The sequence below is a fragment of the Vibrio sp. St2 genome (assembly GCF_947311885.1).
Lineage (GTDB): Bacteria > Pseudomonadota > Gammaproteobacteria > Enterobacterales > Vibrionaceae > Vibrio > Vibrio coralliilyticus.
In genome coordinates this window covers 84,390-102,182 of sequence record NZ_CAMZNA010000001.1, presented here as the reverse complement: position 1 = coordinate 102,182, position 17,793 = coordinate 84,390, and the positions used below count along the sequence as shown (strand labels likewise).

The following is a 17,793-nucleotide window of genomic DNA, read 5'->3' as shown; positions in this document are numbered from 1 at the left end:
TAGGCTTGCTGTGAATTTCTTACCAAATGAATGATGGTCCATGAACTCAACTAAGCAGACGGTGACTTCGAAAGATGTCGCAAAACTCGCCGGCGTTTCTCAATCGACCGTTTCACGCGTTTTTATCCCTGGCAGTTCAGTGTCAGAGAAAACGAAACAGAAAGTCTACGAAGCGGCGAAAGCGCTCAATTACCGCCCTAACGCGTTTGCACGTAGTCTGACAACCAACGAATCAAAGCTGATTGGCTTGGTTTTTCCTGATGCTGATTATCCAATTCATATGAAAACCCTGCAGCTCATTTCATCAGAACTGCAAAAACTGGGTTACTCAGCAGTTTTGATTCCGTGGCAAGTTGACGACAAAGAAAATCATTCTATCCCGAATATATTCCAGTACCGGGTAGACGGCGTGATTGCGGCTTCTGCCACATTTAACAAAAGCCTCTATGAAGAGTGTGAAGAGTTTAATATTCCCATCGTTCAGTACGCGCGCGTGGTGGAAGGAACCAAAAGCAGTTATGTGATCAGCGACAACTACGAAGCAGGACAGCAAGCCGCTCAGTTGTTAGTGGAATGTGGTGTGAAACATCCCGTTTATCTGACTGGAGAAGTACCTACGTTTACCAATGATGAGCGGCACAAAGGCTTCAGTAGTGAGTTTGAAGATTTAACCGGTACGCTCGCTCAGGTTGTTGAAGCAAACTATGACTATACTGCTGCGCTTGACGATATTCGCCAGCTGCTAAAAAAGAATGATCGCCCCGATGCGGTGTTCTGTGCAACGGATAATCTCGCGATGGCATTAATGGACGTGGCTCGCTACGAATTCAACTTACGTATTCCACAAGACTTGCAGGTAATCGGTTTCGATAACATCCCCCAGACTGAATGGCTGAGTTATCAGTTAACGACGTTCAGGCAAGACTTCAAACGTCTGGCAAGAGAAAGTGTCAAAATTGTGGTAGACCAAATCAACGAGCAAAACACCAGTATGGTTAAAATGATGGTGCCGGTGAAACTGCTCGAGCGAAACACCACCAGCCGTTAAACTAAAAGCGGGTAACTTTACTCCAACCAACTCACTTTCAGGGCATGTATGGACGCATTACTTCAGCAATTGAGTTTCTCACTGTCGATTACCGGCCCTATTTGTTTGATGCTGTTGTTAGGTGTGTTTTTCAAACGCATCGGCCTGATTAACGACAATTTCATAGAAGTCGCCTCGAAATTAGTGTTTCAGGTGACTCTACCAACGATGTTGTTCCTCAGTATTGTCGTATCTGAACATAACTTCACTGCTGCCAGCCGCTTCCTTGGATTTGCCGCGTTTGCGAGCATTACCTTTTTTGTCTTTACCACCGTCTCTGTCGCACTGTTATTCAAGTCTTCTCCTGACAAAGGCGTCATCACGCAAGGCGGCTATCGCGCCAACACGGGCATCATTGGCATTGCTTACGTGGCGAATGCGTTTGGAGAACAAGGGATCGCACTCGCTGCACTGTATGTCGCCATCACCACTTTCATTTACAACGTTCAGGCGGTTATCTGCTTAGCACCCAAAGGAGGAACTTCCCCCACCAAAGCCGCTAAAGTGATGCTGAGAACGCTAACCAAAAATCCACTGATCATTGCCATTGTCTCTGGCGTGGTATTCTATCTGCTTTCTATACCTGTCCCAACGGTCGCTGTTGATGCGGGTAATTACCTGGCGAAAATGACCCTACCACTGGCTTTGTTGTGCACCGGCGGCTCACTGGATTTGAGTAAGATGAGAAAAGAAAAAGGGCCAGCGTGGTTTGCCAGTAGCTACAAGCTGGTACTGGCTCCTTTGCTGATCACCAGCGCTGCCTATTGGTATGGCTTTAGAGGGCTAGAGCTTGCGATCCTGTTTTTTATGAACGCCTCACCTGTTGCAGCAGCAAGCTATGTAATGACCCGCTCAATGGGCGGAAACTCGGTACTGGCTGCTAACATTGTTGCCATGACGACGGTCATCTCAACTCTCACCTGTACCGCAGGACTAGTCCTACTTGTTAACATCGGGCTTATTTAAGTCAGCGTCATCAGTTAGAGAAAAATGTAGTTCAACACGGCGACCTGAATTGGTTGCGCTATTGTCGTAATACCAGCCGTACTGGCTGATTAAGCGCTCGGTTAGCTCAAGACCTAGCCCAAAACCCAACTCCTCTTCCCCATCACCTTGGGATACGTTGTGATTGGTGATAACCAGTCGACTTCCAGACTGCTCGATAATCACTTCCCCCTGATAAGTATGCTGAAACGCATTGCGAACCAAATTAGTTATGATGATTCGACACAGCCCGTGCGGTAATGAATGCTGCGTGGCGTCTACTTTGATACTCACTTTGACCTCTTTTCCTTGCAGTAAGTATTCGAGTTCATGATCGATCTCAGTAATGAGGTCACCAATCACGAGATCACTGAATGGCAGTGTCTTTTCTTCTTGTCGGTTGAGCCACAATAGCGTTTCAGTCAAATCTGTCATTGTGTACCCTGCACGCTCAATGCGTTCCAACACTTCAAGCTGCTTGTCCTCATCCAACTTCTTGAGGATCATCTTTTTCAGTAGTTCTGAATTGGTACGAGTAACAGCTATCGGCGTTCTTAGTTCATGACTAGCATAACCCAAAAAGCGCTGCTCTCGTTCAAGACCTTCCTGTACACAGCTCAGACTGGATCTGATGATTTCTGCCAATGTGTTGAGCTCACTGTAGTCAAACCCCGGAATTGGCTGGCTGAGCTTTTCTTTATCCAAGGATTTCGCCCAGTCTTTAAGCTCCTCTACGGGAGTTGAAACACTGCGAATAAAGGCAATGAGTATCAAAGAAAACGCTAAGATTGCAGCGATGGCAACAAACACGATGTAGATAAACTGGGGCATTTCACCCGGAGAAAATTCATTATCGAGAAACAACACCGACGCGTACCTGACGTCTCCTTTGTGCTCCATTTTCATTGCGAAATAGCCCGCTTTAGGCGATTCAATAAGAGGGACTCCGACAACTTTTTTAAGTACTTCATTGAGAACCAGTTCGTTTGGATTCAGGTTGTCTTGAATTGGCTGAGGTAAGTCTTGCCATCGTCTTGCCACTGTCAGGTCATTGATTTTCACTGGAGTGTTATCCGTCAATTCAACTTGGTACGCCTGCGTTCGCATGAACCCTGTCATAGCCATATCCAAACCTGAAAAGAAGTAACTTACCGCAACACCAGACATCGCTATAATCGTCAACGACCCTGTCAGTAGCATGGCAAACAAAAAATAAAGCCTCAGGCTACGTCTTATTTTCATTGAGAACTCTCTTGTTTCAATGCAAAGCCACGTCCTGTGATCGTATGAATCAATTTGGTTTCAAAACGGCTATCGACGGCTTTTCTAAGATTAAACATATGCACCTTTAGGCTATTACTGTCTGGTTGCTCATCTCCCCACACACTCTGCATCAATTTTTCACGAGAGACAGTATTTGGACTCGCCCTAACCAAAGTCTCAAGTAGCTTGAATCCGATTGGAGAGAGCTTTAATGACTCACTAGATCGGGTGGCGGTCTGAGTCTGCAAGTCAACTTCGAGATCGGAAACAGAAAGCTTAGTGACCTGCCCGCTGCGCCGACGAGACAAAACCTGCGCTCGAATAATCAGCTCTTCCATAGCAAAAGGCTTCACCAAATAGTCATCCGCTCCTTTCGAAAAGCCTGTTAACTTGTCATCAAGGGTATCTTTTGCCGTCAACATCAGAACAGGCACGTCAATCCCTTGCTCTCTGAGCCTTGCACACACTTCCAGGCCATTCATTTTTGGCAGGTTCAAATCTAGAATCACCGTGTCGTACTGGCCTTGTTGAATCAGGTTTAATCCGGACAAGCCATTTGCAGCGTGGTCACACTGAATATCTTCCAGAGTGAGGTAGTCAACAATCGCCTTAGCTAAATCCAGATCATCTTCGACCAGTAACAGCTGCAAGTTTTCCATGACTACCTCTTACTCTATGAAACTACTATTAACTTAGACGTTAAACGCTTTGAGCGAGCTTTTTCTCACCCAACAGCGCTGCCTTCACTTTGTTAAGACCATTATGAATATCACATTGGATCAGTAGAAGTGATGGGGTCAGCACCAATGTAATCATTGTCGCGAACAAAATACCGTAGCCTAATGCAGCGGCAGCTGGAATTAGGAACTGCGCTTGCATCGAGGTTTCGCTCAGCAATGGTGCCAAACCAGCAAAGGTCGTGACTGAAGTCAGCAACACTGCCCTGAGTCTGCTGCTGCATGACTCAACAATCGCTTCACTCACCGGAACGTTATGCTTTCGCGTCAGTTCATTGAAGCGTGATACTAGCAATAAGCTGTCATTGACCACGACACCACTCAAGGCAAGGATACCATTTAGCGACAGGATACTGATCGTCAGATCATTCAGCCAGTGACCTAAGATTGCTCCAACTATACCAAACGGAATCGCTACCATAATGATGAGCGGTTGAACGTAAGACTTTAATGGTATCGCCAGCAACGCAAAGATTATTATCAACGCCATAATAAAGGTCGATTGCATTGAATCTGTCGACTCTTGCTGCTGCTCCGCTTCCCCAGTAAAGTCAATTTTAAGCGTTGGGTATTCCGATTTAAGCTGTGGAACCAGTGTTTTCTCCAACTGAGCCACCAGCTCATTCGACGACACCACATCTTTATCTACCACCGCAGTCAAATAAACAGCACGTAAGTTGTCGATACGTGTAATTTCCGCTTGCTGATAGTCGGAATAGACATTCGCGACCGATAACATTGGCACTACTTTTCCATCTGGAGTGCGGACACTCGATTGCTGAATATCCGCCAGCGTTTGACGATCACCTTCTGGATAGCGAACTCGAACTTTGACTTCGTCTTTCCCACGCTGGAAGCGCTGAACAATATCACCACCGAAGGATTGTAATACCTGCTTCGCGAGGCTCGAAGTATCCATCCCTAGCGCACGCCCCTGCTCGGTCAGCTCAAAACGGTATTGCGGCTCACCAAGATCTAAGTTGTCATCAATTCCGCTCACACCCGGTGTCTGTTCCAGAGCCTGTTTAAATGTATTACCTGCCTGAGTTAGGATCGTGTCGTCGCTAGCTTTGAGCTCTACTTTAAAGTTATCGACCATTTCCATTGAAGAGAGAACTTTAAGCTTCTTCATCCCTTCCATCTGCCCGGACATCTGCAACCACAAGTCAGCAAACTCACCTGAACTATAAGTCGCATCCGTAGAAAGTTCTACTTGGACAGTTCCAGTGCGGTCTTCATCGGCAATTACCTGAAGGCTAGTAATGTAAGATGTTTTCTGATCGCTGCTCTCGCTACTCGCTCTCAACTGCTGATCTGCTTTAAGCGCATTGGCTTCCAGTTCAAGAAGATTTGTTTGAGTCTGACCAAAGCTGGAATCGTTATACATACTTATTTCTGCACTAACGGTATCGCCTGCAATATCAGGGAAGAAAGCGATTCTCACCGCTCCGGTCAGTGGCATACCAATCACGAGAATGAACAGAGCGATAAAGGCCATGACCACAGCATAACGGAACTTTAACGCCTGCTTAATCACCTGTTTGTACACTTTATGATTGAACCACTCCAACCCGTTGTCCGCGCCTTGTTGAATGCGGTTCCAGATGCCTTTCTTATCACTTCGATGGGTATTGATATGGGCAAGATGCGACGGAAGAATGAACTTGGATTCAACCAATGATAGTAGCAAACAGATGGTAACCACAGTGGCAAACTGAGCATAAATCTGCCCCATTTTTCCATCAACCGCCGCAATTGAAAGAAACGCCACAACGGTTGTCAGCACGCCAAACACGGTCGGCGCCGCCACCTTTAATGTTCCGACAATCGTGCTATTGAGCGAGTCACCCTCTTTACGTCGTGTCGAATAAATACTTTCCCCGACGACCACGGCGTCATCTACGACAATTCCCAGTGCCATGATAAAGCCAAACGTGGTCATCTCGTTGATGGTTAAACCGACAAAAGAATCGGTCATAAAGAACAATGTGCCGAAGAATACGAACGGTAAACTCGCCGCAACCCAAAATGCGACACGAATGTTCAAAAATAGCGCCAGTACGATGAACACTAGAGCAATACCTGTGAGGGCATTTTTGGCCAGAAGAGACAATCGCTCTTTGATCAGCGTACTTTTGTCATACCAAGTCTCAACACTAACATTGTCTGGTAGCAGATTACTGCTACGCCACTGTTCTACCACTTGTTTGGCTTGCTCTACGATTTGCACAACGTCGCTGTACTCATCCATGACAATCTGAATGCCCATCGCGTTGCTTTGGTTGTATCGTGACAGGCTGAAAGTGTCTTCCTCAAAGGTATCCGTGACACGGGCAATATCGCCTAGCGTAATTTGGCTCCCGTCGGAATGGGTGAGAACAGGGATCGCTTTAAAGTCTTCAATCTCGTAAGCCTGCTCAGAGACCTTAAGACGTACTGTTTTCTCATCATTGCGCAAACTAGTTGAAATACTAGTGGATGACTCCGCATTGATCGCATCCGATACATCGGTGAGTGTTAAACCATAGGCTTGCAATCGACTTTCATTGACCTCGACCGAAATCATAGGATCAATTTCTGCTTTGATCTCCAGATCACGAATCGCACTTTCAGCAAGCAAATCGGCTTTAAGCTGCTCCGCTAAGTCCTGCAATGTAGCGCGGTCCGCGTCGCCATAAAGTTGAACCCATAAAGCGTGGTCCTGCATCCGAGCCTTATCAATCACAGGGTTGTCGGCTTCCGCTGGTAAATTGTTGATGGCATCTACTTTGGTCTTCACGTCAGTCAGCAAAGCATCGAGACTATAGTTGGTCTCTTTTTCAATGGAAACGTGGCTACCCGATGCGCTGGAAGTCGACGTAATGCGCTTTATGCCGGCGACCGTTTCCAGAGCTTCTTCAATCTTTATCGATATCCCCTCTTCTGCCTGGATAGGATCACCACTGTCATAATTGACAGATACAGTCACGATGTCCGGTTCTAGACTTGGGAAGGCTTCCTTGCGTAATGAATTGACCGAGAACAGGCCGACAATAATCACCCCTAACATGAGCAGGTTAGCGGCAACCGGATTTTGCGCGAACCAAGCGATCAAGCCTTTTGGCGTTTTGGATTGATGCTCCATATTACCCCTCCTCCGTTGGCGTAACTTTCATACCTGGTTTGAAATTACTCAGCGGCCTGACAACCACTTGAGCCCTTTCTTCAGCCAAACTCGGAGTGACGTACACTTTGCCATCGCGACCAAACAGTTTGCTGGCGTTCGATTTGTGCAGCAAACCTTGCTCATCTACCGTCCAGATTTCGCCCTGCTGAGATATCGCTGACGCTGGCACTTCCCAAAGACCATTAACTTCAGCTCCACTCAGTATTGCTTTAACAAAGGTCCCCGGATAGAGAGGCGACTCGGCTTCGAGAGGTTTATCTACAACCACAACCAGTGAGCGCTGGCGTGTGTCCTGAGTGACATGTTGGAACTTTCTCTCAACCTGACCAATCCATTGGTGAGCACCGCTACTGTCAGTCAATGTCACCTGCCAGTCCCCCATATCGTTGGAGGTTGGCAGATTCGCCCATTGCTGCTCTGACAGTGGCACTTCCACTTCAACACGTTCAATACTGTATAAAGTGGCGACTGCGCCGCCCGCACTCAAATAGCTCCCCGGCTGAACATCTCTGCTCACGACTAGCGCCGTAAAAGGCGCACGTATTACCGTGTCTTTTAGGTCTTTTTCTGCTTTGTTTAACGCCTGCTTTGCATTGGCTAATTTTGCTTCAGCGCTGGCAAGTTGAGGCTCTCTAAGGACCAGGGGTGAGTTCGGCTCGCCACTCAGGCCTGAACGCTGCCATTCCGATTTAGCCTGCTCTCCTTCTCGCTGCTCTTCCAACAACTCAAGCTCAGCCGTTGCAACATCAGATTTGGCCTGAGCTAACGCCTGCTGATATGACGTATCATCCAGCTTTGCCAGTATCGTACCTTTAGTGACTACTTTTCCTGTCTCAAAGTCATCAGACAAGGTGCTCACTCGCCCACTGACTTCACTGGCATAGTTAAGTTGATAACGAGACCGAGTTTCTCCATAACCCACAACCTGAGCCTGATAGCTTGCACTGGTTGTCATCTGCACTGCAACTTGCTGGAGGTTTAAGCTTTCTTTCACCAATGGCTGCTGCAAAGTTTCCGTTGTTTGTTGCTCAGACTGGCTATTCTCGTTCGCCTGAGCCATGTGACTACCGTTATAGCCAATGGCGGCAAAGATGCTTCCGGCAGCAACAAGAGTCACCGCTAGAGTGATGGCATTTTTTTTCATGATGATACTCCCAAGCCCAGAGCTAGGCCTAAATCGATTCGGTTTAATAAACGTTGATAAGTGGCATTAACCAGTTGTGCTTCGGTGTCGTAGGTCTGCTGCTGAACGGACAGTAAATTAAAGATGTCGACCAGACCTTTTCGATATTTCTCTTCGTAACTGACAAAGCTACGCTTCGAACTTGTGAAGGCTTGATTAAGATGCAATTGCTGCTGTTCAAGCGAATACTCCTGCCCAACAGCGTTTTCCACTTCATTGATCGCTGTGAGCAAGGTTTCCTGATAAGCCCAATAGCTTTGCTCTGTGGTGAGTTGAGCAATTTCGGCCTGAGATTTAAGCTTTCCGCCCTGAAAAAGTGGCGCCGATAGTTGTCCGAGTAGGCTCCACAATGGATCCGTTAGCAAGGCTTCGCTGGGTGACTGGGCAATATCCGTTAAACTTGCCGTTAAGCTGAACGATGGCAGCATAGCTTTGTAAGCAGCGTCGGTACGAAGGGCTTCAGCTTCGATATTGTAGAAAGCTTGCTGTAGGTCTGGTCGGCCTGCCATATTCTGCTGAGTAAGAGAATCGAGAGGGTTGACGACTTGTGGAAACGTCATCGCTACCTCTGGCTGCTGCAACTCGGGTTGCCATTGCCCGGTTAGGAGTTGGAGGCTACGTCTGCTCTGTTCTAGGTTTTCCTCATACTTAGCGACAGTTGAGCGCGTCGACGCCGTGCTGGTTTTCGCGTTATCTAAGTCTTCCAGACTGCCTAATCCCACCTGATAGCGCTCTAATACCAACACCTCGTTGTTTTCCAATACATCCAGCCTTCTCAGCTCAATATCAAGTAATTGCTGATTGACGCTGATTTCCAACCAATTGCGCATGATATTGGCCGCCAGCAAATCTTTGGCTGATTGCAGGCTTGCCTGAGAGGCCGCAACATCTTTTCGTGCTGCCTCGCTGCTATCTGCCAGTTTTTGCCATAGATCCAGCTCCCAGCTCACGGTCACTTCGCCGGTATAGCTGTCGTCGGTATCTTCTTTGGATTGACCTGTAAAGCTGGCATTCGCCGTAGGTAGCTGGTCTGCCACCGTGACTCCTTGCTGAGCATAAGCAATTTTCAGCGCGATAACGCTTTGCTGCAAACTAGGGCTATGAGCAAACGCGGCGTGTAAGTATTGATCAAGCTCGGGGACAGAAATCAGATCCGTCAGTTGAGTCGGTTGGCTTATGTCGTCAGCTTCAAGTGAAAGTTGTCGCTCGGCTACCACCTGCGCCAGCAGTTGCTCAACAGACTGAGCACTATTCTGCTCAGCCTGTGTGGCAAAGTCGGCATCGGTCCCCGTCGCACAGCCCATAACGCCTGCCAGCGTCAGAGCAAGAATGGAATATCGCAATGTCATCGTTGTCTTCTCCCGCTAATCTGCAAGCACGGTAACAAACGATGGGGTTAACGCCGGGTTAAGGCATTTCTAATACCCCTAAAGTAGTATTCTATACTTCTTTTTGCTTTGACATTGCTTCAAGAATAGTGCGCAACTAGATTTATATTAAGAACAAACTCACGGAAGGTGCTAAGTGCCTGTAAGAGTGGACATAAGATGGAAAAGAAAACGTTATTGTGGATAGGGCTCTTTATCACGGCTGCCTCTATTGGCCTTCTACTCTATGAAGGCTTCAGCTCATCACATTCAAAACACAATGACGCAGAGCATGATCACGCCTCAGAACCCGACCACCATGACTCACACCAGCACGACCATAAACACAGTGAAACAGAACAAAACAAACGCTACGGCTTGGTCTCTCCCATTCCAGAACACCCAGAGTTTGACCGTACTCAAGCCAAGATCGGTTGGGTGCTTTTTCGCGACCCTAACCTTTCATCTAACAAAAAGGTCAGTTGCGAGAGCTGCCATAATCTACGCACTAACGGCGCTGAAACGACGGCGGTTTCTACTGGAGTAGAAGGCCTTGGAACCCGTAACTCCCCTACGATATTTAATGCGAGCCTGAATTACCGTTTTTTCTGGGACGGTCGGGTAAACAGCCTCCATGAGCAGCTTGATGGCCCCATTCATGACCCGGTTGAGATGGACTCAAATTGGTCAAAAATTACCGAATACGTCAGCCAGTCTCCTATCTACCAACAATATTTTTTGCAGGCAGAGCTTCCTATTACAGAACACAACATTAAGACAGCTCTGGTTGAGTTTATGAATGCCCTCAGCACACCAAACTCCCCGTTTGATCAATATTTAGCAGGCGATGAAAACGCACTCAGCCCTGAAGCGAAACTCGGATGGCAAACCTTTCAGAAAGAAGGGTGTGTTCGTTGTCATCAGGGCAGCAACATCGGCGGCGGTATGGTCATGCGATTTGGCTACTTTGGCCAGTCGACTACTGGAGAAAATCGCAGCTCTGATAAAGGACGGTTCAACACTACTCAGGATGAGAACGATCTTTACCTCTTTCGTGTCGCCAGCCTAAGAAACGTCGCCCTGACGCCACCCTACTTCCACGATGGAAAGACACAGCACCTCTCAGAAGCAATTAAAATCATGGGTGAAAGCCAGTTAGGAAAAACGTTTGACGACGAAACCATCGCCCATCTCGAAGCTTTCCTGAATTCGTTAAGTGGAGATAGACCAGCCATCTTGCAGGAGTTTGAAAATGAATAAAATCAGGCTCGCCTTTGCAGCATTTATTCTCATTTTTATCGCCATGTGTTCATACGTCTATATGGCCTATGGCGAATTGAACAAATTGGCCAAATACGATGAGCAAGTACGAACCATGGGACATGAAGTGATTGAACTGCGTGATGAAGTAATTGGTGCTTCCATCCGCGGTATTTCTGACCCTTATCAAATGGCCAATCAACTTGTGGAACTCGAAAGAGAGCTGACGGAATTTCAGAAACGACATCAACAAGCAGACTTGCATTCAACGCTTTTTCAGAACTTACCTACCCAAACGCTACTCAATAATTTCCATTCATCTGCCATGAGTTTGGCGGGCACACTCGATCAAACCATCGGCTTAATCGTTGCTCGTGAATTTGTTTTACACTCCCTAAAGAACAAATTGATGGATGGAGGCGGCTTTAGATCCGACAACCAATCACTTGAGCAAATTATTTCCCATATGCTGGATGAAAACGCAATCGGTGCCGATGAAGAAGTCACGCGATTTGCTCAAACTTTTGTTCAGGTCAATGCACAACGAGAGCGGCTGTTATCCACCTTGCTGTCACACGACAGTGTTGTGTTCCTTGAACAAGCGGAGTTCGGCCTCACTGCGACATCAGCTCGACTTAGAGACACTACCTCCCAAGTCTTGATTGGTGCTGCCATACTGTTTGTTGCTTTGGCAACGTTTGGCTTTATTGCCCGCATCGCCGAACTCAACCGTAACAATAATGCGTATCAGGTCGCCACTGAAAACGCCGAAAAAGCCAATGAAGCGAAGTCTATTTTTCTCGCCACCATGAGCCACGAACTGCGAACACCCATGAACGGTGTATTAGGTATCGCACAAATCATCAAAGATGAATCTCAAGAGCTGGAAACCAAGAAACAGGCTCAAATCCTTATCGATTCAGGTCAACACCTGATGACCATACTCAATGACATACTTGATTTCTCCAAGGTCGAGCAAGGAAAACTGGAGCTTGAGATTCATCCTTTCTCCATAGGCGAATTAGTACTCAGTCTGGAAAAAACACTAGGCCCCCAAGCCGTCAACAAAGGCCTACAACTAGTCACCCGCAACAAAGTGCCCGCCAATATCGAGCTGCATGGCGACCCTGCACGAACTCGGCAGATTCTGTTTAACCTAGTCGGCAACGCGATCAAATTTACCCAAACGGGTAAGATTGAAATCGAATTCGCACTCGACACGTCGACGCCGCCCAATGTCTGTATTAGCGTCACCGATAGCGGCATAGGAATAGAACGAGAGAAGCTCGATACCATTTTTACTCCATTTGAGCAAGCTGAACTCTCCACGACGCGTAAATTTGGTGGTACTGGGCTCGGTTTATCTATTGTTAAGCGGTTGGTCGAAATGATGGGCGGCAAAGTGTCCGTTTTTAGCCAGCCAAATGTGGGAACACAATTCACCCTCACTATCCCATTTGAACTCAAAGAGTTGGAAATAAGCGAAGCTCAAGTGCAATCCTCAGATGAGCTTTCCTTACTTGATAACTTCACCGTTCTGCTGGTCGAAGACAACCGAGTTAATGCTATGGTAGCGAGGAAGTTCTGCGAGTCTATGGGGCTATTGGTTGATCATGCCAATGACGGGCTAGAGGCAATCAGCCGTCTTAAGCATTCCAATTATGATCTGATCATTATGGATAACCACATGCCAAACATGAATGGTCTGGATGCGATTGAACATATACGAACCAAACTCAGGCTCAGCACCGTCATTTTTGCTTGTACTGCCGACGTTTTCAAAGAAGCACACGATGAATTCATCGCCCGAGGCGCCGATTTTGTCCTGACTAAACCTCTACAAAAGAGCAGTCTACAAAACGCATTAAGTCAGTTTTCACGTCAGTTTTCCACCCACCGAGAAGTGGCTGAAGCCGTGAAACAGTTACCTCAAAACGCAAACAACAACATATCGACTCTAATCCGCTTCCCCGTTGATAAGTTGCCGCTTACAGAAGAGGAAATCTCACAGAGCCCGCTGATCAATCAGCTTGAGCTTCAGGATAGAGAGAAAGTTGAATTGCTCGAATCATTAATATTTGAGTTGGATACTAAAACCGACTCTCTGATCGAACTACATTCCAATACAACGCCAACCGAACTTCACGCTATTCTGCATGCCATCAAAGGTATCGCTCTCGAGTTCTCGATGGGAGAAGTTCTCCTGTTGACGAAAAAGACAGAAGACATTGCAAGACAAGGGGAAATTCCTGAAATCGAGCTGCTGCAAAAACTAGTCAACCGACTGATGGTGAATAGCCACGAAGCCAGCCGATTGATAACCCGATTAAATCCGCACAACAAGACTGGCTAAGGTAAAGCAACGTTATGAAATGGACCTTCACGAAAAGTCGATACGAACTACACGCCGTTCTTGCCCTACTCGCAGGATTGTTCTTGTACCTTGATTTAATAATGCCAGCTGAAGTGGCATCAGGCCTCCCCTACATCGCCATAATCCTACTCTCCATGGCATTGAGAAACCAACATTCTATCGTTGCTTGGGCGATTATCTGTACCTTACTCACTCTCGTGGGCCATTACGTAACGTCCGCTGGGAACGCTGTTTGGAGTGAGATAGCGAATCGTCTGCTCGCAATTTCTGCAATCTGGGTCGTCACGATAGTATCGCTGGCTATCAAGGATCGAGAGCAGAAGCTATCAAAGCTTCAAACCGAACTGGTTGTTTCTGATTTTCGTTCAACACAGGGATTTGTCGCAGAGTATGCCCGTGATGCTATTGTGGTAACAGACCCAAAAGGGTACACAACATGGGTCAACGAGGGCTTTGTGCAGTTGACGGGTTACCAACTGGACGAGATAAAAGGTAAAAAGCCAGGTGATATTCTCCAAGGACCAAACACCAATATCAAGCAAGTCCAAGCACTGTCAGATGCCATCAAACAAGCGAAGCAAATCGATTGTGAGCTTATTAATTACAGCAAGGATGGTAGTGAATACTGGATTGACATCTCGATTGCTCCTGTATTTAAAGATGGAGAACTCACGCGCTTTGTGGCTGTCGAGAGGGATATTACTGAACGAAAACAATTAGAAGAGCGACTTAAGAAAGAGATTCAATTGGCGAAGTCAGCTATGGAAAACAAGTCACGCTTCATGCGGCTGATTAATCATGAACTCAAAGTCTATAGCAACAGTATCGTTATACCGCTAAAACAAATCGAACGCAGCGATGACCTTTCACAGATCAAATCATTAGCCACTCGACTTAAACATTCCGGTGATTTACTCCACGCTTCGATCAAACATATTCTCACCCTGTCAGCAACAGATGTCGATTCTCTGGCAAGCAAAGCGGAAGAGATTAAATTGGCCGAGCACTTGCAATCATTGAGCAAAAAGTTAACACCGCTCGCCAACGGTAACGACGTCAACTTCTCTACTCAATTTAACGTCAACGACAGCAAGCAATATCTGCTTGATGGGAACTTACTCAACCAAACCGTGTGTTTCTTCGCCCTCACAACGATTAACCAAGCCCCAGGAGGAGACGTTGAAGTGAGCGCAGAAGTGATTGACGATAGAGACTCGGAATCTCTAATTGTACAGATACGTTCTACCGACAAGGGGGTTAGCTGTCGTTTGATGTCTGAACTGCCAGGAAGCCCATTGCAGCGTCATGGATTAATGGAAGGCATCTGTGCCGGTTTCCACAAAGTTGAAGCTCTCATTTGCCAAAATGGCGGAAATATTCAATTAAGTTATACCCCGGAAGGGCATTCACTTATATCAATCAGAGTGCCGCTGACACATACAGAGAATGAAACACCAGATAAGGCTTCGAACGGTACTCGTATATTGATCGCGGAAGATAACCAAGTGAATGCACTGATTTTATCGAAATTCCTCAAAGGATTGGGTTATTACAATATTGATCGTGCAAAAGACGGGCAGGAAGCCGTAGAGATGGCACTAGCAGGCAATTATGAATACATCTTTATGGATAATCACATGCCACGACTCACAGGGTTGGAAGCGACCAAACTGATTATTCAGTTTCACAACATTCCAACCACAATAATTGCCTGTACGGCTGACACAACTAACGCCGCAAGGCAGCAGTTCTATCAATACGGAGCGAAAGAAGTACTGCTTAAACCCGTTAAAAAAGATGCGCTGTATGCTGCAATGGAGACTTCCTCTCAATCAAATGACCAAAGTGTTGGAAATGGTTAGGGGCCACAGTGTGCCCCTACCTGCCTTACACGGCTTTAATTTCTAACGTTTTGTTGATTCCGGCTTCATCGACAAAATCTTGATCATGACTGACCAAAATAAAAGGGCCTGGGTACGTAGATATTGCTTTGGCCAGCCGTTGCTTTGAATCGATATCGAGATGATTGTCTGGTTCATCAAGCAAAAGTAACGGCGAACAAGATTGGTGGCTCACCATTAATACCGCTAGCTTCATTTTTTCTCCACCACTCAGCGCTGAGACCATCTTGTAAACACTGTCTCTGCGAAAGCCAACCCCAGCTAACAAAGTCCGAGCGTCACTCTCTGACAGCTTGGGGCAAGAATTGCGTAACGTATCCAACATACTTATATTCGGACAAAGCAAACTAAAATGTTGATCTAGATAGACAGTCTTTACATTACATTTAATCCCTTGTTCAAGGCTTCCCGCTGGTGAACTCAGTGCTTTCAATAAAGTCGATTTCCCACAGCCATTATTGCCAGATAGGTGTATCCGATCCTGTGTTTCCACTCTTATGCTCACGGTTTGCCAACGACTTTTATCTAAGCTGAAATCCGCAATAGAAGCTAGATTGTGTCTCTTGTCCACTTGAGTATGGGCAAGATAAAAACTCTGCTCCTTCCCGTCTTCCTGCCAGCTCTTTAACGTCTCCAGCTTGTGTTGGTTCCGCTTCAACTGATTATTTTGATTCGTGATAGCAGCAGAGCGAGTGACTTGCGCGCTGTCTTTCATTGCGTCCATTAGAATTTTTGGCTGACTGCCTGATCTTCTTGCGCGATTGCCCATCGCCTCTCGCTGCTGGGCTTTTTCGGCATTGAGCTGGATCTGACGCTCAATCTTCTTCTTTTCTGATTTGAGGTTGTCAATCTTGCTGCTTAAAGCCTGTTTCTCTACGTCATATTGGCGCTGGAATTCATCATAGCCACCTCGATAGCTTTTCAAACCTAATGGTGAGAGGTGACAGATAACATCCGCACAACGCAGTAACGCTCTATCATGACTGACCAATAGAATCTTACCGGGGAATGCTTTGAGTTTATTTATCAACCACTGCTTTCCTTGGGTATCGAGATGATTAGTTGGCTCATCAAGCAACAAAATATCCGGACTTTGCTCAAACAAATAATAGAGCTGAAGCTTAGCTAATTGTCCTCCACTTAGGTGGCAACAAAAGTCATCCAATGACAGCGCAATGCTCAACTGAGCCATAAGCTCGATTGCTCGCTGCTCTACCTCCCAGTCATCGCTAAGGCGGTCAAAATCTTCCTGCCGCGTGCTTCCTTGCTCTATCGCTCTCAGAGCCTGACGTTTGTCATCGATGCCAAGGTATTGCGCAATGGTCATATCACTGACTAACAACTCTGAAGGTAGCTGAGAGTACGTAGCAATCCTCCCTTGACGTTCGACATTGCCAGCATCAGGCAAGCAGTCCCCCGTCAAGATGGAAAGCAACACCGACTTACCACTACCATTTTTTCCAGTTAGGCCAGTAATACGATGATTCAACGATAGATTGATCGAACGAAATAACCATTCACCCGTTTCGAGCTGATGTGAAATTTGAGATGCAATTAATGCAGGCATATCGCCTCCTTTTTAATTCAAAAAGGGGTCGCCATTGTGCGGTGATATGGCCGAGCGTATAAAATGCCGAGATAATCCAGATAAACTGGCAAGAACCACCATTGGTGGATTTTAGAAAGGTACTAAGATTGCGGCAACGCCCACTAACCCCGAGTGTCCAAAGTATTGTTTATATTGGATGTCAGGAAGTTAGCTGTTCATTTAGGCATTGGCTCCTAGTAAAGTGATGCGCGAATTATAACCAGCTTTGTTCAAACGTTGCAATACGGTGAAGCGGATAGTGCCAAACAAAAGATAAGATCTAAAAGGTCGCAAACACCCTTTCTAGATCACTGCTGAGATTGTTTTTGTTTATAGACGTTACTGCACCTAAAAACTTGGCAGCCTGCAGGCTGCTTTCCGCAGAGGCATGTGTATAGCCACTCGACATAGCAATAACCGCAGTATCCGGATGATGACTCTTAAGGTGCTGTATCACCTCGTAACCATCCATTTCCGGCATAAACACATCGGTCAAAACAACATCAAAGTGATTTTCAGCCAAGAGCTGAGGGACCTCTGAACTATGAGTACAAATTTCTACTTCAAACTTGTCAGCAAATCGCTGCTCCATAAAGCTTTCTATCAGCGCAGCGATCGTGGGCGAGTCGTCTACAATCAACAGTTTCATTTTATTTCCTAGCCAAGATAACTCTGGGTTATCAATTTTTTCTATCTGTATGAGTTAAGACCTATTTCCGTTACTTATCAATATATCTTGCTTGTTGTTTCGAGTAACAACGAACAGTAAAGCTAAATCACTTGGAAATGTTGGTATCAAACGATTCACCAAACCCTAGCGATTCTTGCCAACATAAAACCAGTTTGTCAGCTTCAACCATCAACTCATTAAGCATTACAATTC

At 46.4% G+C, this 17,793-nt stretch carries 12 protein-coding genes; 5 read left to right on the top strand and 7 right to left on the bottom strand.

Annotation, left to right across the window (positions count from 1 at the left end):
• Nucleotides 1-40 precede the first annotated feature (40 nt).
• Both QMA41_RS00440 and QMA41_RS00435 read left to right on the top strand, forming a co-directional pair.
• On the top strand, nt 41-1,048 hold the full coding sequence (locus QMA41_RS00440) for a LacI family DNA-binding transcriptional regulator (protein WP_198561160.1): 1,008 nt from the start codon (nt 41-43) through the stop codon (nt 1,046-1,048).
• Nucleotides 1,049-1,096: 48 nt separating this feature from the next.
• Entirely contained in the window at nt 1,097-2,053 is a 957-nt protein-coding gene (locus QMA41_RS00435) for an AEC family transporter (protein WP_281628535.1), read from the top strand.
• On the opposite strand, the gene QMA41_RS00430 is transcribed toward QMA41_RS00435, so the two are convergent.
• Genes QMA41_RS00430 through QMA41_RS00410 form a run of 5 tightly spaced genes read right to left on the bottom strand, consistent with a single transcriptional unit; the run spans nt 2,027 to nt 9,769 of the window.
• Nucleotides 2,027-3,313 (bottom strand): HAMP domain-containing sensor histidine kinase, encoded by a 1,287-nt coding sequence (locus QMA41_RS00430; protein ID WP_281628534.1) that lies wholly within the window; start codon nt 3,311-3,313, stop codon nt 2,027-2,029. The two genes, QMA41_RS00435 and QMA41_RS00430, sit on opposite strands and share 27 nt — an antisense overlap.
• Nucleotides 3,310-3,993, bottom strand: coding sequence for a response regulator transcription factor (locus QMA41_RS00425; RefSeq protein ID WP_281628533.1), 684 nt, complete (start codon nt 3,991-3,993; stop codon nt 3,310-3,312). The genes QMA41_RS00430 and QMA41_RS00425 overlap by 4 nt, the downstream gene beginning before the upstream one ends.
• Before the next feature lie 40 nt (nt 3,994-4,033).
• Nucleotides 4,034-7,195 carry an efflux RND transporter permease subunit gene (locus QMA41_RS00420; RefSeq protein ID WP_281628532.1) on the bottom strand — a complete coding sequence of 1,054 codons (3,162 nt, stop codon included), beginning with the start codon at nt 7,193-7,195 and terminating at the stop codon, nt 4,034-4,036.
• 1 nt (nt 7,196) lies between these two features.
• A complete protein-coding gene (locus tag QMA41_RS00415) occupies nt 7,197-8,381 on the bottom strand; it encodes an efflux RND transporter periplasmic adaptor subunit (protein ID WP_281628531.1) in 1,185 nt (394 codons plus the stop codon).
• On the bottom strand, nt 8,378-9,769 hold the full coding sequence (locus QMA41_RS00410; RefSeq protein ID WP_281628530.1) for a TolC family protein: 1,392 nt from the start codon (nt 9,767-9,769) through the stop codon (nt 8,378-8,380). Before QMA41_RS00410 ends, QMA41_RS00415 begins: the two co-directional genes overlap by 4 nt.
• A 198-nt stretch (nt 9,770-9,967) precedes the next feature.
• Between QMA41_RS00410 and QMA41_RS00405 the strand changes: the two genes are divergently transcribed.
• Genes QMA41_RS00405 through QMA41_RS00395 form a run of 3 tightly spaced genes read left to right on the top strand, consistent with a single transcriptional unit; the run spans nt 9,968 to nt 15,283 of the window.
• Nucleotides 9,968-11,047 (top strand): cytochrome c peroxidase, encoded by a 1,080-nt coding sequence (locus QMA41_RS00405; protein WP_281628529.1) that lies wholly within the window; start codon nt 9,968-9,970, stop codon nt 11,045-11,047.
• Nucleotides 11,040-13,400 carry an ATP-binding protein gene (locus QMA41_RS00400; protein ID WP_281628528.1) on the top strand — a complete coding sequence of 787 codons (2,361 nt, stop codon included), beginning with the start codon at nt 11,040-11,042 and terminating at the stop codon, nt 13,398-13,400. The genes QMA41_RS00405 and QMA41_RS00400 overlap by 8 nt, the downstream gene beginning before the upstream one ends.
• A gap of 14 nt (nt 13,401-13,414) precedes the next feature.
• On the top strand, nt 13,415-15,283 hold the full coding sequence (locus tag QMA41_RS00395) for a response regulator (RefSeq protein ID WP_281628527.1): 1,869 nt from the start codon (nt 13,415-13,417) through the stop codon (nt 15,281-15,283).
• Nucleotides 15,284-15,308: 25 nt separating this feature from the next.
• On the opposite strand, the gene QMA41_RS00390 is transcribed toward QMA41_RS00395, so the two are convergent.
• Both QMA41_RS00390 and QMA41_RS00385 read right to left on the bottom strand, forming a co-directional pair.
• Complete coding sequence (locus QMA41_RS00390; protein ID WP_281628526.1) at nt 15,309-16,889, bottom strand: ATP-binding cassette domain-containing protein; 1,581 nt, start codon at nt 16,887-16,889, stop codon at nt 15,309-15,311.
• A gap of 301 nt (nt 16,890-17,190) precedes the next feature.
• Nucleotides 17,191-17,559, bottom strand: coding sequence for a response regulator (locus QMA41_RS00385; RefSeq protein WP_006962629.1), 369 nt, complete (start codon nt 17,557-17,559; stop codon nt 17,191-17,193).
• Nucleotides 17,560-17,793 lie beyond the last annotated feature (234 nt).